At 54.4% G+C, this 22,136-nt stretch carries 23 protein-coding genes and 2 pseudogenes; 11 read left to right on the top strand and 14 right to left on the bottom strand.

Translation table 11 applies throughout. The features are described from left to right. Position 1: 1 nt before the first annotated feature. From fliN to fliF, 9 genes are all read right to left on the bottom strand, one after another. A complete protein-coding gene (gene fliN / locus QMG90_RS13355; protein WP_283280130.1) occupies positions 2-415 on the bottom strand; it encodes a flagellar motor switch protein FliN in 414 nt (137 codons plus the stop codon). After that, on the bottom strand, positions 412-1,416 hold the full coding sequence (gene fliM / locus QMG90_RS13350) for a flagellar motor switch protein FliM (protein WP_038153243.1): 1,005 nt from the start codon (positions 1,414-1,416) through the stop codon (positions 412-414). Before fliM ends, fliN begins: the two co-directional genes overlap by 4 nt. 4 nt (positions 1,417-1,420) lie before the next feature. Further along, positions 1,421-1,888: a flagellar basal body-associated protein FliL gene (gene fliL, locus QMG90_RS13345; protein ID WP_038153246.1), complete on the bottom strand. Its 468-nt coding sequence runs from the start codon at positions 1,886-1,888 to the stop codon at positions 1,421-1,423. 100 nt (positions 1,889-1,988) lie between these two features. Next, complete coding sequence (gene fliK / locus QMG90_RS13340; RefSeq protein ID WP_283280128.1) at positions 1,989-3,221, bottom strand: flagellar hook length control protein FliK; 1,233 nt, start codon at positions 3,219-3,221, stop codon at positions 1,989-1,991. Continuing rightward, on the bottom strand, positions 3,218-3,661 hold the full coding sequence (gene fliJ, locus QMG90_RS13335) for a flagellar export protein FliJ (protein ID WP_283280126.1): 444 nt from the start codon (positions 3,659-3,661) through the stop codon (positions 3,218-3,220). Before fliJ ends, fliK begins: the two co-directional genes overlap by 4 nt. A 21-nt stretch (positions 3,662-3,682) precedes the next feature. Next, on the bottom strand, positions 3,683-5,053 hold the full coding sequence (fliI, locus tag QMG90_RS13330) for a flagellar protein export ATPase FliI (RefSeq protein ID WP_283280125.1): 1,371 nt from the start codon (positions 5,051-5,053) through the stop codon (positions 3,683-3,685). After that, positions 5,053-5,760 carry a flagellar assembly protein FliH gene (fliH, locus tag QMG90_RS13325; protein WP_283280124.1) on the bottom strand — a complete coding sequence of 236 codons (708 nt, stop codon included), beginning with the start codon at positions 5,758-5,760 and terminating at the stop codon, positions 5,053-5,055. The genes fliI and fliH overlap by 1 nt, the downstream gene beginning before the upstream one ends. After that, on the bottom strand, positions 5,753-6,751 hold the full coding sequence (fliG, locus tag QMG90_RS13320; RefSeq protein ID WP_054180721.1) for a flagellar motor switch protein FliG: 999 nt from the start codon (positions 6,749-6,751) through the stop codon (positions 5,753-5,755). Before fliG ends, fliH begins: the two co-directional genes overlap by 8 nt. Then, positions 6,744-8,411 carry a flagellar basal-body MS-ring/collar protein FliF gene (gene fliF / locus QMG90_RS13315; RefSeq protein WP_283280123.1) on the bottom strand — a complete coding sequence of 556 codons (1,668 nt, stop codon included), beginning with the start codon at positions 8,409-8,411 and terminating at the stop codon, positions 6,744-6,746. Before fliF ends, fliG begins: the two co-directional genes overlap by 8 nt. A 216-nt stretch (positions 8,412-8,627) precedes the next feature. Between fliF and fliE the strand changes: the two genes are divergently transcribed. Continuing rightward, positions 8,628-8,939, top strand: coding sequence for a flagellar hook-basal body complex protein FliE (fliE, locus tag QMG90_RS13310; RefSeq protein WP_283280121.1), 312 nt, complete (start codon positions 8,628-8,630; stop codon positions 8,937-8,939). A 53-nt stretch (positions 8,940-8,992) separates the two neighbouring features. Here the strand turns inward: fliE and QMG90_RS13305 are convergent, their stop codons facing one another. Then, the gene (locus QMG90_RS13305) at positions 8,993-9,307 is read right to left on the bottom strand and encodes a PTS sugar transporter subunit IIB (protein ID WP_038153273.1); all 315 of its coding nucleotides are present in this window, start codon (positions 9,305-9,307) and stop codon (positions 8,993-8,995) included. A 201-nt stretch (positions 9,308-9,508) separates the two neighbouring features. On the opposite strand from QMG90_RS13305, the gene yedD reads away from it, so the two are divergent. Next, a complete protein-coding gene (gene yedD / locus QMG90_RS13300; RefSeq protein WP_283280120.1) occupies positions 9,509-9,919 on the top strand; it encodes a lipoprotein YedD in 411 nt (136 codons plus the stop codon). A gap of 51 nt (positions 9,920-9,970) precedes the next feature. On the opposite strand, the pseudogene amyA reads toward yedD, so the two are convergent. From amyA to fliD, 4 genes and pseudogenes are all read right to left on the bottom strand, one after another. After that, positions 9,971-11,457 (bottom strand): annotated as a pseudogene (gene amyA / locus QMG90_RS13295) (alpha-amylase). A 67-nt stretch (positions 11,458-11,524) separates the two neighbouring features. After that, positions 11,525-11,887, bottom strand: coding sequence for a flagella biosynthesis regulatory protein FliT (fliT, locus tag QMG90_RS13290; RefSeq protein WP_283280119.1), 363 nt, complete (start codon positions 11,885-11,887; stop codon positions 11,525-11,527). Continuing rightward, a complete protein-coding gene (gene fliS / locus QMG90_RS13285) occupies positions 11,887-12,297 on the bottom strand; it encodes a flagellar export chaperone FliS (RefSeq protein ID WP_038153283.1) in 411 nt (136 codons plus the stop codon). The genes fliT and fliS overlap by 1 nt, the downstream gene beginning before the upstream one ends. Positions 12,298-12,306: 9 nt before the next feature. Further along, a pseudogene (gene fliD / locus QMG90_RS13280) lies at positions 12,307-13,730 on the bottom strand (flagellar filament capping protein FliD). Between the two features lie 415 nt (positions 13,731-14,145). On the opposite strand from fliD, the gene QMG90_RS13275 reads away from it, so the two are divergent. The 9 genes from QMG90_RS13275 (at position 14,146) to tcyN (ending at position 21,971) form a co-directional block, all read left to right on the top strand. Beyond that, positions 14,146-14,982, top strand: a complete 837-nt coding sequence (locus QMG90_RS13275; RefSeq protein WP_283280118.1) for a flagellin N-terminal helical domain-containing protein — start codon at positions 14,146-14,148, stop codon at positions 14,980-14,982. Between the two features lie 67 nt (positions 14,983-15,049). Continuing rightward, complete coding sequence (gene fliB / locus QMG90_RS13270) at positions 15,050-16,255, top strand: flagellin lysine-N-methylase (protein WP_283280117.1); 1,206 nt, start codon at positions 15,050-15,052, stop codon at positions 16,253-16,255. A gap of 112 nt (positions 16,256-16,367) precedes the next feature. Further along, entirely contained in the window at positions 16,368-17,009 is a 642-nt protein-coding gene (locus QMG90_RS13265) for a NeuD/PglB/VioB family sugar acetyltransferase (protein WP_283280116.1), read from the top strand. Positions 17,010-17,226: 217 nt separating this feature from the next. Continuing rightward, positions 17,227-17,946 carry an RNA polymerase sigma factor FliA gene (locus QMG90_RS13260; protein ID WP_049849606.1) on the top strand — a complete coding sequence of 240 codons (720 nt, stop codon included), beginning with the start codon at positions 17,227-17,229 and terminating at the stop codon, positions 17,944-17,946. A gap of 63 nt (positions 17,947-18,009) precedes the next feature. Continuing rightward, positions 18,010-18,561, top strand: a complete 552-nt coding sequence (gene fliZ / locus QMG90_RS13255) for a flagella biosynthesis regulatory protein FliZ (RefSeq protein WP_283280115.1) — start codon at positions 18,010-18,012, stop codon at positions 18,559-18,561. 95 nt (positions 18,562-18,656) lie between these two features. Further along, on the top strand, positions 18,657-19,457 hold the full coding sequence (gene tcyJ / locus QMG90_RS13250) for a cystine ABC transporter substrate-binding protein (RefSeq protein ID WP_038153298.1): 801 nt from the start codon (positions 18,657-18,659) through the stop codon (positions 19,455-19,457). Positions 19,458-19,551: 94 nt separating this feature from the next. Further along, positions 19,552-20,538: a D-cysteine desulfhydrase gene (gene dcyD / locus QMG90_RS13245; protein ID WP_283280114.1), complete on the top strand. Its 987-nt coding sequence runs from the start codon at positions 19,552-19,554 to the stop codon at positions 20,536-20,538. A gap of 15 nt (positions 20,539-20,553) precedes the next feature. Further along, positions 20,554-21,222, top strand: a complete 669-nt coding sequence (tcyL, locus tag QMG90_RS13240; protein WP_283280113.1) for a cystine ABC transporter permease — start codon at positions 20,554-20,556, stop codon at positions 21,220-21,222. Beyond that, positions 21,219-21,971 (top strand): L-cystine ABC transporter ATP-binding protein TcyN, encoded by a 753-nt coding sequence (tcyN, locus tag QMG90_RS13235; RefSeq protein ID WP_283280111.1) that lies wholly within the window; start codon positions 21,219-21,221, stop codon positions 21,969-21,971. Before tcyL ends, tcyN begins: the two co-directional genes overlap by 4 nt. Positions 21,972-22,136 lie beyond the last annotated feature (165 nt).

The following is a 22,136-nucleotide window of genomic DNA, read 5'->3' as shown; positions in this document are numbered from 1 at the left end:
CTTAACGGCTCAGACGGCGCATCCGCTCGGACGGCGTAATGATGTCAGTAATACGCACGCCGTATTTGTCGGCAACGACGACCACTTCACCCTGGGCAATCAGGTAGCCATTAATCAGAATATCCAGTGGTTCACCCGCCAGACCATCCAGCGATACCACGGAACCCTGCGTCAGACGCAGCAGCTCTTTAATGGTCATTCGGGTGCGGCCCAGCTCCACGGTTAATTTCACCGGTATATCCATGATCAAATCGATATCCTGCAATGTGCCGCTGGCATCGCCGCCGCCCAGTTGCTGGAATACCGCGTCAGCGGCGTTTTTACCCGTCGTGGTTTTCTGCTCGTTTAACGCCTCAGCCCACAGATCGTCCACTTCTCCGCTGTTTTCGTCGGACGGGTTATTAATATCACTCATTTGGGCTGTTCCTCATTCAGCGAATTCAGTATCGGGTTTATCAAATGCTCTACGCGTAGCGCGTATTGACCGTTGAGCGTGCCATACTGGCTGGTCAACACCGGTACACCGTCGACATGGGCAATAATGCGATCGGGCTTATCAATGGGCAGCACGTCGCCGGGTTGGAGCTTCAGAATTTGCGACAATCGCATGGAGATATCAGCAAAATTGGCGACCAGTTCCAGTTCCGAATGCTGCACCTGGCGCACCAGATTCTCACGCCAGTTCTGGTCTTCGCTGCGGGAGTTTTCCAGCGGCGGGTTAACCAGCACTTCGCGTAGCGGCTCGATCATGCTGAACGGCAGGCAAATATTGAACTCCCCGGTCAGGTTGCCGATTTCAACATGGAACGGCGTATTAACTACAATGTCGTTCGGGGAGGTGGTGATATTGGTAAACTTCACCTGCATTTCGGAACGCACGTATTCAACGTCCAGCGGGTTGATGGCTTTCCACGCGTCGCTGTAGGCTTCCAGCGCCAGTTTCAGCATACGGTTGATGACCCGCTGTTCGGTATGGGTAAATTCGCGGCCTTCCACTTTCGTCGGGAAACGACCATCGCCGCCAAACAGGTTATCGACCGCAATGAACACCAGGCTCGGTGAAAACACAAACAGCCCGGTGCCGCGCAACGGCTTCAGGTGGATCAGGTTCAGGTTCGTCGGCACCGGAAGGTTACGGGCAAACTCATGATAGGGCTGAATACGAATCGCCCCGACGGTAATATCCGGGCTACGGCGCAGCAGGTTGAACAGCCCCATACGGAACTGACGGGCAAAACGCTCGTTAATAATTTCCAGCGCCTGCAGGCGTTCACGCACCACGCGACGCTGGGTATTCGGATCGTAAGGACGAATATCGGTATCGCCCAGATGGCCCGCTTGCGGCTCATCGGATTGATCGCTGTCACCGTTAAGCAGTGCGTCGATTTCGGCCTGAGAAAGAATGCTATCGCCCATGTGATTACCGCAGAATGAATGCTGTGTACAGAACGTCAGTCACTTCCTGCTTGGGTTGACCCGCAACCAGCGGCTGAGACAGCGTGCTCTTAATCGCCTCGACCAGTTTCTGCTTGCCGACGTCGGTGGCAAGTTCATTGGCGTTCTGGCGTGAGAAGAGCAGCAACAGACGGCTGCGTACTTCTGGCAAATATTCGCTAAGGCGCAAGCGGGTCGCTTCGTCTCCAAGACGCAGCGTGATACCGACGTACAGAACGCGGTCAGCATCCCCCAGGTTTACCGTAAAGGTATCAAGAGCATAGAACACCGGCGCCGGAGGCGGCGGTGGTTGGTTAGCGGCTACCGGGGTAGGTTGCTGCTGCATACGCCAGTAACTATAGCCCGCGGTAGCGCAGGCGGCGAGCGTCACCAGCACCAGCAGCGGGACCCAGATCGAGCGCTTACGTTTTTTACTGAGAGCAGAGTCTGTCATCTGTTACGGTCATCCTGTTTACAGCTTATCGGTTGATTATCCCGTCTCGCGCGTCGGTCAAAGCGCGGAAAAGACGGGAATAATCACGCTACCTCTGGCGTTAGGCGAAGATGTCGACAGCGCCGTTGCCCCGCGAGAGGGATTGCAGACTGGCGGGCGCGAGTACGGCCTCGTCATTCTCCGCCTGCAGCCCGCCATTGCCGGAAGAACCCGACGCGTGCTGTTGCTGTGCGAAAGACTGCTGTTGCTGTTGTCCACTGGAGCTTTCACTGCTGATGCTGCTCTGCCCCAGTTGAATGCCGTTGTCAGCCAGTTGTGTGCGCAGAACCGGCAGTGCAGCTTCCAGCGCGGCGCGAACGTGGCTGTGCGGCGACACCATCTGCAACTGCGCCTGGTTATCGTCCATCTTGAGGGTGATATGCACCTGGCCAAGCTCTTCCGGGTGCAGACGCAGTTCAGCGGTCTGCTGGCCCTGACGGGTGAACATCGTAATGTGCTGGCTCACCGACTGCTGCCAGTCCGGGCTGCCGAGCGGAGCGTTTACCGTCGCCGCGGCGGCAGACGGCACTGCCGCCGGCTGTGCGGTGGTATGGCTCATTACGGGGGCCAGTGGCGTGGTGGATGCGGTGGTGGTAAGCGTACTGTCGGCCTCGGCATGCACGGTGGCGCTGGCGGCCAGCGGCGTGGTCTGCGCAAACGCAGCGTTCTCAGCGCCTTTCGCGGCCTGCGCCGGTTCTTTCGCATTGCCTTTCGTCGTCATTCCAGGCAGCGCGTTGTCAGCGCCCGCGCGGGCGGCGGTCGCCGTTGCCAGCCCTGACACTGACGCGCCAGACGTGGCGGCATTCGCGGTCACGGCGTGCGGCGCCGTAACAGTCTGCGCCTGCGGCAGCATCGCCATCAGCGCGCTGAGGCTTGCCAGTTCGTCGTCGCTGAGTGTGGTGGTGTCGGCCGGGTTTTTCAGGGCGTCTTTGCTGTTGCTGGTCCGGGCGACAGCCTGTGACGCATCAACACCTGTCAGGCGTGAGGTGAGGGAAGTCAGCAGCGCCTGCGCGTCCGACAGCGTGTTCGGGTCAGTCAGCGTCGCTGCGTCGTCCTGCTGATTCAACAGCTGGCTCAGTTTTTGCGCGCTGGTTTTAATATCGCCTTTCGGCAACCCGGCAGCGACATTTTGCAGATCAGCCAGCGTCAGCGCGGTTTTGCCTTCGCCAGTACCTTTACCGCTGAGCGCACCCGCCAGCAGTGAGAGAAAATCCTGCGCATCACCAGAAAATTTCGCCGTTTGACCCGCGGCGGCATCGGTATCGCTAAGGATAAGTTTCGGCAACGTAATCATTCGGGTTTCCTTAAGGTTGCGCGTTGAGCGAATTCGTCCATCTTTTTCTGATCGAGACGGTTTTCCGCCATCTGTGCGGCGGCGGCCTGTCTGTCCTGTAGCGTCTGCCATGCCTGCAAACGCTGCTTTTTCTCGCGCCAGAAATTCAGCGCCTGATCCACTTTCTGTGTCCACTGCGCCAGCTGTTGTCGGTGCTGGTCGATGGCTTTTTCCAGCGTGTCGATAAACTGCTGGTAATTTTGCCAGCGCAGACTGCCCATCCCGCGGGACATATCCCCGGCGAGGTTGTGTTGATATTCCAGTTGATAATCCATCAGCATCTTCAGTTGTTCTTCTGCCTGCTGGCAGCCGCGTCGCATCTCACCCAGGCGTTGCGCCGCATTTTCGACATCCTTTTCGGCCAGCTCTTTTAGCGTCGTTAATGCACCATGTTCCGCCATAACTGCTGTCCTCCTGCTTCATCACGCTGACGGGAATATCAATTCCAGCGCCTGTAGCGAATCTTCCCATCCTGCGCGTTCAAAAATACCTTGCTGTAAAAAGGCTTCCAGCTGTGGCCAGAGCGTAATGGCTTTGTCCAGTATCGGGTCGCTGCCTTTGGCATAGGCCCCGACGCTCACCAGATCGCGGTTGCGCTGGAAACTGGAGAGCAGCTGTTTAAAATGACGAACCCGTGCGTAGTGTTGCTCAGTAATCAGCGCGGTCATCGCACGACTGATCGACGCTTCAATATCAATGGCCGGGTAGTGCCCGGCTTCGGCCAGACGCCGGGAAAGCACGATATGACCATCCAGAATAGCGCGTGCCGAGTCGGCAATCGGATCCTGCTGGTCATCCCCTTCAGTCAGCACCGTATAAAATGCGGTGATCGAGCCCCCGCCGCTGATGCCGTTACCCGCGCGCTCTACCAGCGCCGGCAGTTTGGCAAACACCGACGGCGGATAACCTTTGGTGGCTGGCGGCTCACCGATCGCCAGGGCGATTTCACGCTGCGCCATCGCGTAGCGGGTGAGGGAGTCCATGATCAGCAAAACGTGCTGCCCGCGATCACGAAAATCTTCGGCGATACGGGTGGCATAGGCAGCGCCCTGCATACGCAGCAGCGGCGACACGTCAGCCGGGGCGGCAACCACCACGGAACGGGCGCGACCATCGGCACCGAGAATATTTTCAATAAAATCTTTTACTTCACGGCCACGTTCGCCGATAAGCCCGACGACAATCACATCCGCCTGGGTGTAACGCGCCATCATGCCGAGCAGGACGCTTTTCCCGACCCCGGAACCGGCAAACAGCCCCATACGCTGACCGCGGCCGACGGTGAGCAGGGCGTTAATCGGACGTACGCCAGTGTCGAGCACGTGCTCGATGGCCGTACGCTGCAACGGGTTAAATGGCGGCGTAATCAGCGCGCCGGTTTCGGTGGTATCCGGTGCGGGCAGGCCGTCCAGTGGTCTGCCACTGCCATCCAGCACCCGACCGAGCAGCGCCGGCCCCAACGGCAACTGTTTGCCGCTTTGCAAACCTTCACCCGTCATGCTGCGGGCATATACGCGCGCGCCGGGCAAAATCCCTTCCACTTCTTCCAGGGGCATCAAAAAAAGGCGATGACCGTTAAAACCGACCACTTCGCTTTCCACTTCCTGTGTCTCGTTGCCATCCTGGCGTTCGATGATGCAGGTCGCGCCGAGTGGTAATTGCAGACCTGTCGCCTCCAGCACCAGACCGGTGGCGCGGGTCAGGCGACCATAACGCCGCACCGCCGGAAGCTGGGCGATTTTGGCCTCGAAATTATCCAGCGTGTTCAGCCAGCGCGTCAGTCGGGCAGTCATCAGCAGGCTCCAGGGGCGGCAAGACGGCACAACTCCTGCCAGCGCGTCGCCACGCTGGCATCGAGATCGCCTTCATCCGCCGAGACTTTGCAGCCACCGTGGTGCAACGTAGGGTCGCCGCGCAAACGCCAGCCGTGCAGGCTGAGGGTGGCGCCGAGCATCTCTTCCACGCGCTGTAAATCATCCGGGTGAACGCGCAATTGCGGCTTGCCGCTGAACAGCGGCTCCTGTTGCAGCAGCAACTGGATCTGCTTAATCAGCGCCGAGTTGTCGACGGTTGGCGTCTGGCCAATCACCTGACGCGCCGCCTCCAGCGCCATCTGCATCAGCCGCGAGGCGATGACGCTGTCAAGCGCGTCCAGCGTGTGCTGGAACTCGCTCACCAGTTGTTGCATGCGGGCGTGGATCGGCGCCTGTTGTTGTTGCGCCTGCTTCAGACCCTGTTCAAGCCCCTGTGACAAACCTTCCTGATACCCTTGTTCGTGACCAGCAGTGCGACCTTCTTTCAGACCGGCGGCATAGCCCTGCTCATGCGCCTGCATATGCATCTGCGCCAGCTGTTGCTGGAGCTTCTGCTCCTCGCTTAACGCTTCTTCTTCAAACCCTTCGCTTTCCAGTTCCGGCTCATTTATCTCAGGGATAAACTCATGGAGCGGGGGCGCCAGATCGTCAGGCAGCCAGACCTTCCACGGCGTGGTATCAGACATAGGTATCGTCTCCGCTGCCGATCACCATCTCGCCGGTTTCCGCCAGACGGCGGACAATCAGCAGAATTGCCTTCTGTTCGTTCTCGACCTGAGACATACGTACCGGGCCACGGTTGGCCAGGTCGTCGCGCAGTATGTCGGCAGCACGCTGCGACATGTTGCGCAGGAATTTCTCGCGCAGCGGCTGTTCGGCGCCTTTGAGCGCGATAAGCAGCGATTCGGAATCCACTTCCTGCAGCAGGCGCTGGACGCTGCGGTCGTCGACGTCGACCAGGTTTTCGAACAGGAACATTTCGTCGATAATTTTCTGCGCCAGCTCGCCGTCGAATTCGCGCACGGCGGTGATAACCGCTTCTTCCTGCTGCGTTTTCATCAGGTTGATAATTTCCGCCGCCGTTCTCACGCCGCCCATTTTGCTGCGTTTGAGGTTGGTACCGTCGAGCAGGTTGTTGAGCACTTCGGTTAGTTCCGCCAGCGCCGCTGGCTGGACGCCGCCAAAGGTGGCGATACGCAGCATCACGTCATGACGCATACGCTCGTCGAACAGCGCCAGAATATCGGCGGCCTGCGCACGCTTGAGGTGCACAAGGATAGTAGCGATGATCTGTGGGTGCTCGTCGCGAATAAGGTCGGCGGCGCTCTGCGGCTCCATAAAGTTGAGCGTTTCGATACCGCTGGTGCTTTCTCGGGTTTCGAGAATATCTTCCAGCAGGCTGGCGGCACGCTCTTCGCCAAGCGCCTTGACCAGCACCGAACGCAGGTATTCGTTGGCGTTGACGTTCAGCGCGGCGAACTGTTCGGCTTCCTGCTCAAACTCTGCCAGCACTTCGGTAAGCTGTTTGTTGGAAATCTGACGCACGTTGGCCATGGCCGAACTGAGCGTTTGTACTTCACGGGTGGAGAGGTGTTTGAATACCTCCGCCGCGCGGTCTTCGCCAATGGTCATCAGCAGGATGACGCTTTTATCGATTCCTGTAAGATTGTTACTCATGTTCGTTACTCATCCACTGGCGAATGACCAGCGCCACAACGCGCGGATCGTTATCTGACATTTCGCGAATACGCTGGCTCATCACCTCAGCGCCCAGACGCTGGTTAGCACGACGCTGCTGTACCACTTCGTCTTTGCTGAGGGTAACTTCCACCGCGTCTTCCGTTTCCTGACGAAGTCGGGCTTCTTCCTGCGCCAGTTTGATCTCTTCCTGACGACGAAGGATCTGCGGACGGATGGCTTTGCGCCACAGCAGCCACGCGACCAGCGCCACCAGCAGCCAGCGACCGGCAGACATCAGCTGATCGATAAACATCTGCTGTTTCCAGAACGGCAGTTCGCCGCCGGTGTCGTCCGTGCTGTTGAACGGTGAGTTCACCACGTTCAGGGTATCGCCGCGCGTATCGGTAAAGCCCATGGCTTCGCGGGTCAGATCTTCAATTTGTTTCAGTTGCTCTGCGGTTAACGGCAGGGGTTTGCCGTCCGGCAGGTTGCGATAGTTCACCACCACAGCAACGGAGAGACGCTGGATATCGCCAATGTTCTTTTTGGTATGGCGGATGGTGCGGTCAACTTCGTAGTTGCTGGTTTCGTTACGCTGGGTATTGCGCGGGCCGTTGTTTTCCGTCCGCTGCGTGTTGTTCTGAGCGTTCTGTTGGTTCGCTGGTGGCGTTGACAGCGGCGCGGTCGGCGCCGGGGCCGGCGAGTTGGAGAGCGCACCCGGCACGCCGCCCGGATACGGGCTGCCAATCTGTTCGCTCTCATTCACCTGACGTGAACGTAATACCGCCTGGCTGGCATCGCCGTTCGGACGATACTGCTCTTCGGTCTGTTCTTTGTTGTCGAAATCGATCTGCGCGGTGACCTGCGCATGGACATTACCGTTGCCGACTACCGGGGAAAGGATGGCTTCAATGCGGCGCTGTATGCGGCTTTCAACATCGGCGGCATATTTCAGTTGCGCGTCGTTGAGGTCGCGTTCGCCGGTGTTGGATTGCGTCAGCAGGTGTCCGCCCTGATCGACCAGCGTCACGTTACCCGGCGGCAACCCAGCGACGGCGCTGGAGACGAGGTGCACCACGGCGGCAATCTGCCCTTCATCCAGCGCACGCCCGGTTTCAAGGTTAAGGGTGACGGAAGCAGAAGGGGACTTCTGTTCACGGACAAACAGCGACGGTTTCGGCATGGCGAGGTGCACGCGCGCGCCTTTCACCGGGCCGAGGGTTTCAATCGTGCGGGCCAGTTCGCCTTCCAGCGCACGCTGGTAGTTCACCTGCTCACTGAACTGGCTGATGCCGAATTTTTCCTGATCCAGCAGTTCAAAACCGACCGCGCCGCCTTTCGGCAGCCCCTGTTGCGCGAGACGCAGACGCAGCTCGTGTACTTTATCGGACGGGACTTCAATCGCGCCGCCATTGTCGGCGAAACGATAGGGGACGTTCATCTGCTGCAACTGGGTGACGATCGCGCCGCCATCCTGGTCAGACAGATTCGAAAACAGGGTGCGGTAGTCCGGGCTTTTTGCCCACAGTACCAGTGCGACGACGATAGCGACCGCAGCGGCACTTGCCACCATCAAGGGGATCCGGGGATTGGAACGCAGGCGATTGACCCACTCTGGAATTTTAGTATGTGGCGTGGTCGTTGCAGTCGCGCTCATTGCGCACCTCGTAAATCCTGGCCAGTGGCGAAAAAGAGATTCAGAAACAAAACAGACTCCCGGGTCGACAATCGCATAAAGAAAGCCATGTCATTATTTGATGCTTCAGGATTTTCTATGGGTTAAATAACCTGTTTTTTTATCGCTAATTAGCGCCTTTATCTTATTGACAAGCTGGTAATCTCATCACCAGAAAAATCTAACCAGGGGATTATCATGGCTGTTCAGGGGATCGAAGGCGTTCTGAATCAGATGCAGATGGCGGTGAGTGCTGCGAAAAATCAGGTGGAAGCGCCTCAGCAGAGCATCAGTTTCGCCGGGCAACTGACCGCTGCACTGGATCGCATCAGCGACACGCAGAACACCGCACGCATTCAGGCGGAAAAATTTTCTATCGGTGAACCGGGCGTCGCGCTGAATGACGTGATGACCGATCTGCAAAAATCGTCCGTTTCACTGCAAATGGGCATTCAGGTGCGTAATAAACTGGTGTCGGCATACCAGGAAATGATGTCGATGCAGGTGTAGTGGCACAGAGGCATGTTGCCGCGACTCCTCCCTGAGTCGCCTGGTGTGGGAAACTATTCAGCCAGCTCTGGCATTTGCTCTAAAGCAAACATCAGCACTTTTTCGCCATCCAGTGAGGCGAAGGGTAAGCTTTCGATGACATAAATCGGGCGGGAATCCGCAATAATCGTATTCAGTTCTTCGAGTTTATATTGCACGTGCGGCGCGAGCAGAAATGCATCAAAAGCAGGGGCGACGCTGGCAAAATTCTCCAGCCCCACGGCGCTGATCAGAACCGGGTAACCCTGTTCATCCGCCACCTTTTGCATCTTTTTCGCCAGCGAATTCGCGGTATTGCCGAACAGACAGCATATCAGTAACTTTTTCATAGGTAGGTCCTCCGGGAAATTACCCTTACACTAGTCCGGCTTTTGCCTGGAAAATGAGCGTTACCTCAATATTTATTAGAAAATTCCGAAAGATATCCCCACTGAAATCAAATCTGCGTCAGATTTTTCTGCACGGCGAAAGGGTGGCGGAGCGCATCCGTTAATGCCACAATATTTTTTTCTCCGTTTGCAGGATGAGTGATGAAGAAATTAGTCATAGCGAGCACGATGCTGATGCTGGCGGGTTGTGTGCAGGTCGATAATTACAATGCGGTGGTGAAAGCACCGGCACCCGCGCAACTGGCGGGTTACTGGCAGTCGAAAGGCCCGCAAAGCGTGATGGTCAGCCCGGAAGCCATCGCCAGCCTGATTATTACCAAAGAGGGCGATACGCTCGATTGCCGCCAGTGGCAGCGCGTAACAGCGGTGCGCGGCAAACTGATGCAGCGCGATGATGATTACTATAATGTGGTCGCGAACAGTAAACTGGCGGCCTACAGCCTTGATATTGACGATGGCGTTCTTGAGTATGATCGACTGGAGTTGCAGCGAGTTGATCGTCCGACGCCGGAATGCGCGGACGCGATGGCGAAAAACGGTTTAGCAGAATAAGCCCTGGTGATAATAATTCCCCGGCAGGCGCAACGCCGCCGGGGAGTGTCATCAGAGGATCTCTTCTATCACCCACACGCTGACGCTGCCTGCGTTGCAGGTAAAGGTCGCGGTGCCTTCATCGTCGGTTTCTACCGCTTCTTCGCGGTTACCCAGAAAATCCACCCAGCGTTTGCCGCCGTAGTTTTCCCCCAGCGTGAGCGTCTTTTCTCCATCGTCACCGTTGGAAAGTACCACCACGCAACCGGGCGCTTCATCGGTACCGCTGCGGCTGAACGCGATGCAGTTAGGGTGATCAAAATAGAGCGTCTGCACGCCGTGAGCGAAGCGCTGACGGGCGTCGATCAACTCGTGTAACTGCTCAATTACTGGCATTTCAATCTGATAAGTATTGCCGTCGCCGCCGGTATCTTCATAGCTGGCGCCAAACAGATCCGGGTAAAACACCGACGGCACGCCGTTTTCGCGCAACAGGATCAGCGCATAAGCCAGCGGTTTGAACCAGGGTTCGACCGGGGCCTCGAGCGCCTGTAGCGGCTGGGTATCGTGATTGGTGACCAGCGTTACGGCGTGGAAAGGATCGGCTTCCACCAGCGTGCCAGTGAAAATCTGACTGATGTCGTAATCACGGCCTTTCAGCGATGCTTCATGAAAATGCATTTGTAACGGCGCATCAAAGAGCATTGTTTGCCCGCCGACCTGATCGATGTACTGCTGAAGCTTGTCCACTTCATGGGACCAGTACTCGGCGACAATAAACAGCGGCTTCGGCGCCACCTCCTGCACGTGCTCGATCCACTCCTTGTAAAACCAGGCCGGAATGTGCTTCACCGCGTCAAGGCGAAACCCGTCGCAATGCGTCTGTTCCATGACCCAGCGCGCCCAGTATTTAATCTCTTCGGTCACCGCATGGTTGCGGAAATCGATGTTCTCACCCATCAGATAATCGAAGTTACCCATTTCATCATCGACCTGATCGTTCCAGCCGTCGCCGGTGTAGTCGTTGACGATCTTAAAGAGACCATCCTCGTCCGGGTTTTCGATGTGGTCGATGCCACTAAAGCATTTGTAATCCCAGATGAATTGTGAATATTTGCCCTGACGGGCAGGGAAGGTATAACGGGTCCAGGCTTCGCATTCGATGATCTCATCGTCGATTTGCGTGCGATTCTGTTGTTGACGCGCTGCACGCGCACCGGCTCTTTTTCATCGGCCCCCATTTTGTGGTTGACCACCACATCGATCAGCACGGCAATCTCGTGCCGTTGCAGGGCGTCGATGGCAGAGAGTAATTGCCCCTTGTCGCCGTATTTTGTCGCGACGGAACCTTTCTGGTCAAACTCACCGATGTCAAACAGATCGTAGGTGTCGTAACCCACCGAATAGCCGCCGGACGCGCCTTTGCTGATGGGTGGCAGCCAGATCATATTAATGCCGATTTCGTTAAGATTGGGGGCCAGGGCTTCCACTTCCTGCCATAGCTCGCCCCCGGAGGGGTAATACCAGTGAAAACATTGTAATAAGGTGGGATTGTTCATGCGCCTCGCTCCAGATGGCCAACAGACTGACCTCTGGAGTATGGCGTATCCTTAACGAAGGGGGTAATCAGGGATTAAATTCGTTCGGGATAAGAATGTTGCCGGACAGTTTTCCGTACGCCGTGGTCAGCGACTTCTGCTTGCCGGTCTGGTCAATCAGCGTCTGCAGTTCCGACATCCGGGACTGCAACAGCGTTTTGAGCTCAGACTCGTTGCTGAGGATCTTCACCAGCAGAGCGCGTGCTTTTTCCTGCAGCATCGCATTGCCCGCTGGCAAAGGGTTCAGCGCAATCTCTTCCACTAACGAGACATATTTGACTTCATGATCAATCAGCTCATCCCACCTCCCGGCCCGGGCGAGGTTGAGCATAGTGTTACTTAAAGCAAAAAGCGCGTGCCAGTTATGCAGGGATGAGGTGAAGTCTGTCATCAGAACGAGTCCTGGGTTGATGGTGAGTTCGGGCCTATCTGTTTCCAGGCATCGGCAATGTTAGCCAGCAACTGTTCAACTTCAGTAATTGCCCCGGCATCATTGCGCAGATTGGCATGCAACAGGCGCCGCACCATATAGTCATATAACGCTGACAAGTTATGGGGCAGATCGCCCCCAACATCCATGTTAAGACCCGCTTTCAGGCCGTTCTCAATGATGTTGATCGCTTTGGACAGCGCTTCGCCCTTGGCGGCGATATTGCCTTGCTCAAGAAACAGCCGCGCCCGTACCATAGAGCTTAACGCCCCATCGAATAACATCACGACAAGCTGATGGGGGCTGGCGCTGAGCACCGCGCTCTCCAGCCCCACTTTCTGGTATGCCTGAGCACCAGAATGGTTATACATATCCTTTCCTTAACTGCTCGAATTAAACTGCTGAGTCAGGTAGTTCGACGTATTAGTCAGTTTGTTCACCAGCGTACTGAGGTTGGTAAACTGCGTCTTATAACGCGCCATGGTGGCATCGATAGACGCCTGCATATCGTCGTAACGCTTATCCAGGGTTTTCAGGGTGCTGTTAATGCCATCTTTCGCATTCTGCACGATCCCTTCTTTGCCCGTCGTGGTGCTGAGCATGGTGGTCAGGGTGTTATTCATCTGGGTAGCGAAACCGGTGGTTTTACCGTCGCCGATGAAGTAATCCTGAATCGCGTCCGGGTTATCAGTTAATGCTTTCGTTAACTTCGTATCGTCAATTTTCAGGTTGCCGAGCGTACCGTCAGCGGCAATGGTCGGATCCTGGGTAATTCCCAACTGCGACATCAGTTTGTAGGCACCGCTACCCTGAACTTCGGTCAGCAGGCCACGCAACTGAGACTGCACAGAACGCACCTGGCTGTCGCCTATCAGCGGGCCGTTGGAACTGGACTGGGTATCGCCCGCATCAACCGCCACATACTTGGTCAGGCTGTTGATAGTGGATTGCAGCGAGTTATACGCATTCACCCAATCGGTAATTGCCTTTTTGTTGGCATCGGTGGCGCGCGACACTTCCAGCGTTTCGTCCGCCGTGCTTTCACTTTTCAGTGACAGCGTAATGCCAGGTAAAACGTCGGTAATGGTGTTCGACTGACGTTCAATTTCAATGTTATTGACTGTCAGTTTGGCGTTCTGCGAGGCAGACTGCAGGTTCATCGCACCGGTTTTGGTGGTCGAATCGTAGCCAATCGCATTCTGTAACGTGTCATCGCCGGTAACAGTAATGGTCATATCGCCATCCGTACCGGTCGTTTTTGACGTCAGCATCAGGCGATAGTTGCCATCAGTGGCTTTAATCACGCTGGCGTTAACATTACCACCCGCGTTGTTGATCGCTTTGGCGATGCCATTCAACGAAGTATCTGCCGAGTCAGACAACTCAATTTTGAGCGGATCTTTGGTTCCCGGCTGGGTAATCGTAAGGGTCCGTGTCCCGCCGGTCGTGCTGCCCAGTTGAGTAGAACTGCTGGCCATGCTGGCGGTGGTTAACACCTGCGCTTTGGCAACTTTCGACACGTTAACCGTATAGGAACCCACTGGCGCTCCGCTTGTCGTCGTTGCGGTAAACGACGTGTTGGTGCTGGTGACAGAGGCCGAGTTCCAGGTATCCGTTTTCCCTAGTGCCGCCGTAGCGGTCTGAAGACTTTGCAGAGAGCTTTGCAGTTTACCCCACGCACTCAGCTGGGCATTGTAAGTGCTCTGCTGGTTAGTGATGGTAGTCAGCTTGCTCTGTTCCGCGGTTTCCAGAGCGTGTTCAGGTCCAGACTTGTTCCTGCACCGAGGTTGCTGATTGAAGCCATACAAATTTTCCTTGATGTCTATGGGCGTTTCAGACTCTTATCGGCGCAGTGTCAGGAAAGTTTACACATCAGATGAAAAAATAATCCCCGGAATAACACAGGCGTTTGTCGGTTTTATAACCGGATTGGTTAAACAGAGATGGGAGAGGCAGGTTTTACTTTAGAGAATATATCCAGTGAACCTGAGCTAATAATAATGAAAAATTCGTGCTGGCGAAAATTTGACTCAAATAAAGACTAAAACAAACCGAAGATAAAATAATAAAATTAAAAATCATTAATTATCAAGTAGTTGCCATTTTTTTGAATTTGATTCTAAAGTCTTTTTAACTGCCGCCGATACCCCTGTTGACGGTGAGAGACGCCGTGGGTGTTAGGCACCGACCCTAGAATCCAATATGAAGGAAAATGAATTATGTCAGTTATCAATACTAACCTGCTGTCCCTGACCACTCAGAACAATCTGAACAAATCTCAGTCTTCTCTGGGCACTGCTATTGAGCGTCTGTCCTCTGGTCTGCGTATCAATAGTTCAAAAGATGATGCAGCTGGTCAGGCGATTGCTAACCGTATGACTTCCCAGGTTCGTGGGATGACTCAGGCGGCTCGTAACGCGAACGACGGTATCTCTCTGGTTCAGACCGCTGAAGGTAACCTGAACGAAATCAACACCAACTTACAGCGTATCCGTGAGCTGGCGGTTCAGGCAGCAAACGACACCAACGGTGACACTGATCTGGACTCCATCAATACTGAAATCACACAGCGTCTGGCTGAAATTGACCGTATCGCAGGTTCTGCGAACTTCAACGGTAAAAACCTGCTGGATGGTTCTGTAACAACACTGAATATTCAGGTTGGCGCGGGTACCACTGCTAATGATACCATCACCATTGATAACAAAGCGCTGATTGATGCTAAGTCGGCAACTATTGGTGGCGGTAATCTCGGCACCGCTATTACTGATAACGCCACTGCTAAAACTGTTGTTGATGCTGTTGATACCGCAATTGAAGCTGTTGATACTGCACGTTCTAACATGGGTGCGATTCAGAACCGTTTTGAATCTACCGTCAACAACCTGAATAACTCTATCAACAACCTGTCTGCTGCTCAGTCCCGTATCCAGGATGCTGACTACGCAACTGAAGTTTCCAACATGTCCCGCGCGCAGATCCTGCAGCAGGCTGGTACTTCTGTTCTGTCTCAGGCAAACCAGGTTCCGCAGACTATGCTGTCTCTGCTGCGTTAATATAGCGCATATCCGACCCCGCTTCGGCGGGGTTTTTTTTTATCTACTGAAAGTCAGGAAAACCATTATGAAACAGATCACTATTACTCAACCAAAACTGGTTACTGACTTTTCATGTGTAGGGGGAAGTTGCCGCGAACATTGCTGTCAGGGGTGGGCTATTACGCTGGATAAAGCTTCAGTCCGCCGTTATCAGAACAGCAAAGACAACGCCATTAGACATCTTGCGCAGCAAAGCATTAAAGTCACTAAAAAGAGCCACGCAGCGTGGGGAGAAATTATCTTTTCTGATGGTAATAAAAATTGCCCCTTTATGAATTCAGAACGTCTCTGTTCTATTCATTCATCGCTTGGGGGTGATGCGTTAAGTGATACCTGCGCGACATTTCCGCGGCTGAAGAGAATTTACAAAAGTGAAATTGAGAAAGGGATTAACTTATCCTGCCCGGAAGCAAGCCGGCTCCTGATCGCCGATCCCTATGCTATGACCATGGATAGTACCATCGAGCTCCACAACGGATTTAACAAAGCCGAAAAGGCGAGTGTCCAAACGAAAATTATCGGTTTGTTTTGTCTCAATATACTGAATATCGATACCCTGTCCGTTGAAGAGAATCTCTATGGGATCGTCAAATTTTTACTCTTTGCTGAGAAACTGGAACGGATTGATGAACATTTTGACCAGCTGGAGGCGGTATATCACGTTATTGCCAGTGATTTATTGAACGGTAAAATCAAAAACGAACTGGCAGGAGTTAACCAGAATTACAATCTTAAAAGCGCTGTGATCTTTTTAATGCAAAATTTCTTCAAAGCTAAGTCAGCGTCACGCGGAGCCCTGGTACTGCTTGAATTTATCAAGACCATGGACAGATTATTTGAGTTGTTTGCGGATGATAAAAAATCCAGTGCTCAGATGGCGAAAATTGAAACCGGATGGCAGGATAACGCCGGAAACATGCTGGCATGCCATCATTATGCTTTTCATAATCTTGTTAAGTATAAATTCTGGCAGAGCGCCTTTCCGTTAGGAAATGGGAAAAATCTCTTCAGCAATTTGTACCTTATTGTCTCAGAATTTTATTTCATCAAAACGCTGTTGGCAGGACGTTTATATGAAAAAGGACGGGTGACAGAAGACGATGTCATTGATGCAATCTATAGTTTCCACTCGTTGACACAGCACAACACTCAGACCAGCGCGCAGTTTCATCAATATATTGAAAGCGTGAAATTCGGTGACGATCTATCGTTGATTCAGCTCCTGGTGTAGTTGCAGGGGCGCTGACTCCACCGAAAGCATGGACAATATCTGGTATATGAAACAACGAAGGGTGTATCCTATTTCGCCAACAGGTTGGGCTGACTCAGGTGGATAAGGTCGCATGAAATTAGGTATCTACGGTACAGGCGGGCAGGGACGCGAAACGCTGGTGCTTGCCCGCCAGATTAATCAGGTTGACGCGCGCTGGGATGCGATCTTTTTTATTGATGATGTGAGCAACGCGACATCAGTATCCGGCGTGCCGGTGTACCGCTTTGAGGCGCTGGATTTTCACGATGTGGAAATTTCCATCGCACTTGGCGAACCCGCGCATCGCCGTACGCTGGCGAACAAAGTATTGCAAAAAGCCCGCCTGGCGACACTGGTGCATCCTGGCGTGTTTGTGCCTGAAGATACTACAATCGGCGCGGGCGTGCTGGTCGGGCAGGGGGCGTTTATCTCCTGCAACGTCACGCTCGGTGATAACGCGCTGATCCAGCCCAACACTTATATCAGCCACGACTGCCATGTCGGCGCTCACAGCGTCGTCTGCAGCCAGGTATCGCTGGGCGGTAAAACGACGATTGGCGAGGGGACGTTTCTCGGCATGAACTGCGTTATCAAAGAGCAGTCGGTGATTGGCAACGATGTGGTGGTCGGTATGGGTTCGGTGGTCACAAAGGATCTGGCCGATAATGCTGTCGCTTTTGGCAATCCAGCCAAAATTCATCGTTCAAACAGTAATAAGCGTGTTTTTAAGTAGTCTTTCCGGATACCGTGCAACCCGCGGTATCCATGCATTCCCCTCGTATAACAGGCTAAAAGCGTTTCGCTTAGGGTAAAAAATAACGCCTGAATTTTCAGTCAATTGCATCATAAGCTGCAAATAAACGCCGATTTAGACCACTATTCTGCCGATTAAAACCCCTGCAGGAACGGATAATCATGCCGATAACTCAACTATTGCAGGGCTGTTTATCGTGAATTCACTGTATACCGCTGAAGGTGTAATGGATAAACACTCGCTGTGGCAGCGTTACGTGCCTCTGGTGCGCCATGAAGCATTGCGCCTACAGGTGCGGTTGCCGGCGAGCGTGGAACTGGACGATCTGCTTCAGGCGGGCGGCATCGGGTTATTGAATGCTGTGGAACGTTACGATGCTCTGCAAGGAACGGCATTTACCACTTACGCAGTGCAACGCATTCGCGGTGCGATGCTGGATGAATTGCGCAGCCGGGACTGGGTGCCGCGCAGTGTCCGACGCAACGCGCGCGAAGTGGCGCAGGCGATGGGGCAACTGGAACAAGAGCTGGGGCGTAACGCCACGGAAACCGAGGTCTCTCAACGACTCGGTATTCCTGTTGAGGAGTATCGACAGATGCTTCTGGATACCAATAACAGTCAGCTTTTCTCTTACGATGAATGGAGAGAAGAGCATGGCGACAGTATTGAATTGGTAACCGAGGAGAATCAACAGGAAAACCCGCTCTTCCAGTTAATGGAAGGCAACTTGCGGCAGCGTGTGATCGAGGCGATCGAAGCGCTGCCAGAACGCGAACAGCTTGTGCTGACGCTGTACTACCAGGAAGAGCTTAATCTCAAAGAGATTGGCGCGGTACTGGAAGTGGGCGAATCGCGGGTCAGCCAGTTGCACAGCCAGGCCATCAAACGTCTGCGTACTAAGCTGGGTAGGTTATAGACGGTTGATGAGTTCATTACCCTCTGAAAAATGCCGCACAACCAATGACAACCAGGAGTTATCATGACGGTGCAGCAAGTAAAAAGACGGCCGTTAAGCCGCTACCTTAAAGACTTTAAACATAGCCAAACGCATTGTGCTCACTGCCATAAGTTGCTCGACCGCATCACGCTGGTCAGGCGCGGTGAGATAGTCAATAAAATCGCGATTTCCCGTCTCGACACCTTAATGAACGAAGAAGAGTGGCAACAGGAGCGCCAGGATTGGGTCGCACTGTGTCGTTTCTGCGGCGATTTGCATTGCAAAGAGCAGAGCGATTTTTTCGATATTATCGGCTTTAAACAATACCTTTTCGAGCAGACCGACATGAGCCCCGGCACGGTGCGCGAATATGTCGTCCGTCTGCGTCGCCTCGGCAACCACCTGACAGAGCTTAATGTTCCACGGGAGCTTCTGACGAACGGTTATTTAGATGACAACCTGGCGCCGTGGCTGCCTGCCACCAGCACCAATAATTATCGCATCGCCCTGCGCAAGTACGCCCAGTTTCAGGCGCTGACTGCCCCGGTAAAGATGCAGAATCTGGCTTATCCCACAACCTCGGATATATATTAAATTTGAATAAGATGTAGCGTAGTCGTGTTTGCCATTGGCGATAAACACCTTACACTACAGTAACTACTTAAAACTATTGGGATGATGGGAAAACGATGAAGCTAGCTCTTATTGGCCGTCAGGCTCTGATGGGTGTCATGGCGGTGGCGTTAATGGCGGGGATTAGCGCCAAAACGTTTGCCGCTGAAAATCTGTTAAATCAGGTCAAAGAGCGCGGTTCGTTGCGCGTTGGCCTTGAGGGAACCTATCCTCCGTTCAGCTTCCAGGGTGACGATGGCAAGCTGACCGGCTTTGAGGTGGAGTTCGCCAATGAACTGGCAAAACACCTTGGCGTGAAGGCCGATCTCAAGCCGACCAAGTGGGACGGGATGCTGGCGGCGCTCGATTCTAAACGAATCGATGTGGTCATCAACCAGGTTACCATCTCTGACGAACGTAAGAAAAAATATGACTTCTCCACGCCGTACACCGTTTCTGGTATTCAGGCGCTGGTGAAAAAGGGCAATGAAGGCGCTATCAAAACAGCCGCTGATCTGAAAGGCAAAAAAGTGGGTGTCGGCCTCGGGACCAATTACGAAGAGTGGTTACGCGGCAACGTTCCGGGTGTGGATATCCGCACCTATGACGACGACCCGACGAAATATCAGGATCTGCGCGTCGGCCGTATTGACGCCATTCTGGTTGACCGCCTGGCCGCGCTGGATTTGGTGAAGAAAACCAATAACACGCTGGCCGTGACCGGCGAAGCGTTCTCCCGTCAGGAAGCGGGTGTGGCGCTGCGTAAAGGCAACGACGATCTGCTGAAAGCGATTGACGGTGCGATCGCCGACATGCAAAAAGACGGTAGTCTGAAGGCATTGTCTGAGAAATGGTTTGGTGCTGATGTGACCCAATAAGCACCATTGATTAAAAAAGGCGCTGATTCTGGCGCCTTTTTTTATTTCCACGGCAAGTGCGTGCATAATAAAAACATATGAGTCAGGAGATGCTATGTCACTTCAAAATTTAACACGCTTTCCGCGGCTGGAATTTATTGGCGCACCGACACCCCTTGAGTTTTTGCCTCGCCTTTCCGATCACCTTGGACGCGAAATTTTCATCAAGCGTGATGACGTCACGCCGATGGCGATGGGCGGTAACAAGCTGCGCAAGCTGGAGTTTCTCGCCGCCGACGCGTTGCGCGAAGGCGCTGATACGCTGGTGACCGCCGGCGCGATTCAGTCCAACCACGTACGCCAGACCGCGGCAGTTGCGGCAAAGCTCGGCCTGCACTGCGTCGCGCTCCTGGAAAACCCCATCAACACCCGTGCAGAAAACTACCTCACCAACGGCAATCGTTTGCTGCTGGATCTGTTCAACACCCAGGTTGAAATGTGCGACGCGCTGACCGATCCCACCGCGCAGCTCGACGAGCTGGCGACGCGTCTGGAATTGCAGGGCTTTCGCCCGTATGTGATCCCGGTGGGCGGTTCGAACGCACTGGGCGCGCTGGGTTATGTCGAAAGCGCGCTGGAAATTGCTCAGCAGTGTGAAGATGTCGTGGATTTGTCGTCAATCGTGGTTGCTTCCGGCAGCGCAGGCACTCACGCCGGGCTGGCGGTGGGCCTTGAACAGCTGTTGCCGGACGTTTCGCTGATTGGCGTTACTGTGTCGCGCACCGTGGCGGAACAGAAGCCAAAAGTGGTGGCACTGCAACAGGCGATTGCCGGAAGCCTCGAACTCGAGGCGAAAGCGGACATTCAGCTGTGGGATGAATACTTCGCCCCTGGTTACGGAATGCCTAACGAAGCGGGGATGGAAGCGGTTAAACTGCTGGCGTCGCTTGAGGGCATCCTGCTCGATCCGGTTTACACCGGCAAAGCGATGGCCGGGCTTATCGACGGCATTACTCAGAAGCGTTTCAGGGATGACGGCGCCATTTTGTTTGTTCATACGGGCGGGGCGCCAGCGCTGTTTGCTTACCATCCTCACATCTAACGCAGAAAATTGATAATGCAAGAAAGTATTCAACTGGTATTCGACTCGGCGCCGTTTCTGTTAAACGGGGCCATTTTTACCCTTCAGCTCAGTATCGGTGGCATGATTTTTGGCCTGTTGCTGGGGTTTATTCTGGCGCTGATGCGCATGTCGACCCTCTGGCCGGTCAGATGGCTGGCGCGGTTTTACATCTCCATCTTCCGTGGGACGCCGCTTATCGCGCAGCTGTTTATGATCTACTACGGCCTGCCACAGTTTGGCATCGAGCTGGATCCGATCCCGGCGGCGATGATTGGTCTGTCGCTCAATACCGCCGCGTATGCGTCTGAAACGCTGCGCGCCGCCATTTCGTCGATTGATAAAGGGCAGTGGGAAGCCGCCGCCAGTATCGGCATGACGCCGTGGCAGACGCTGCGTCGCGCCATTCTGCCGCAGGCGGCGCGCGTGGCGCTGCCGCCGCTGTCGAACAGTTTCATCAGTCTGGTGAAAGACACCTCGCTCGCCGCCACCATTCAGGTGCCGGAGCTGTTTCGCCAGGCGCAGCTCATCACCTCGCGTACGCTGGAAGTGTTCACCATGTATCTGGCGGCATCGCTGATTTACTGGGTGATGGCGACGGTACTGTCGACCCTGCAAAACTATTTTGAAAATCAGCTTAACCGCCAGGAGCGTGATCCGAAATGAGTGCTATCGAAGTCAAAAACCTGGTGAAGAAATTCCATGGACAGACGGTGCTGCACGGCATTGATCTGGAAGTGAGTGAGGGTGAGATTGTCGCCATCATCGGCCCCAGCGGCTCCGGCAAAACCACGCTGCTGCGCAGTATCAACCTGCTGGAACAACCGGAAAGCGGCACGATCAAAGTGGGGGATATCACCATTGATACCGCCCGGGCGCTCAGTCAGCAGAAAGGGCTTATCCGCCGTCTGCGCCAGCATGTGGGATTTGTTTTTCAGAACTTCAATCTCTTCCCGCACCGCACGGTGCTGGAAAACATCATTGAAGGACCGGTGTTCGTGAAAGGCGAAAACAAGGCCAATGCCAGTGAGCGCGCGCTGGATCTGCTCGAGAAAGTGGGGCTGAAAGGGAAAGAAACCAGCTATCCGCGTCGTCTTTCAGGCGGTCAGCAGCAGCGTGTGGCGATTGCCCGCGCGCTGGCGATGCGCCCGGACGTGATCCTGTTTGATGAACCGACCTCGGCGCTGGATCCCGAACTGGTGGGTGAAGTGCTGAACACCATCCGCCAGCTGGCGAAGGAAAAGCGCACCATGGTCATCGTCACCCATGAAATGAGTTTTGCCCGCGATGTCGCGGACAGAGCGATTTTTATGGATCAGGGCCGCATCGTGGAGCAGGGCGATGCCAAAACATTGTTCGCCGATCCGAAACAGCCGCGTACTCGCCAGTTCCTCGCTAAATTCCTCATTCAGTAATATTTTCTGTATCCCACGACGCATCTGGCTGGTACGGCAGATGCGTCGTGAGTATGCCCGGAAGCCATCGCCATTAACCTTTTCCGAGGAACGAATTTTCCTTTTATTTCACGGAATGGGATATTTCATACATATAGATAAGAAATATGTGCTAATTTCGAGATT

The organism is Trabulsiella odontotermitis (assembly GCF_030053895.1).
GTDB lineage: Bacteria > Pseudomonadota > Gammaproteobacteria > Enterobacterales > Enterobacteriaceae > Trabulsiella > Trabulsiella odontotermitis_C.
The sequence above is the reverse complement of the archived record's forward strand: the minus strand, read 5'-3'. Positions and strand labels throughout refer to the sequence as shown.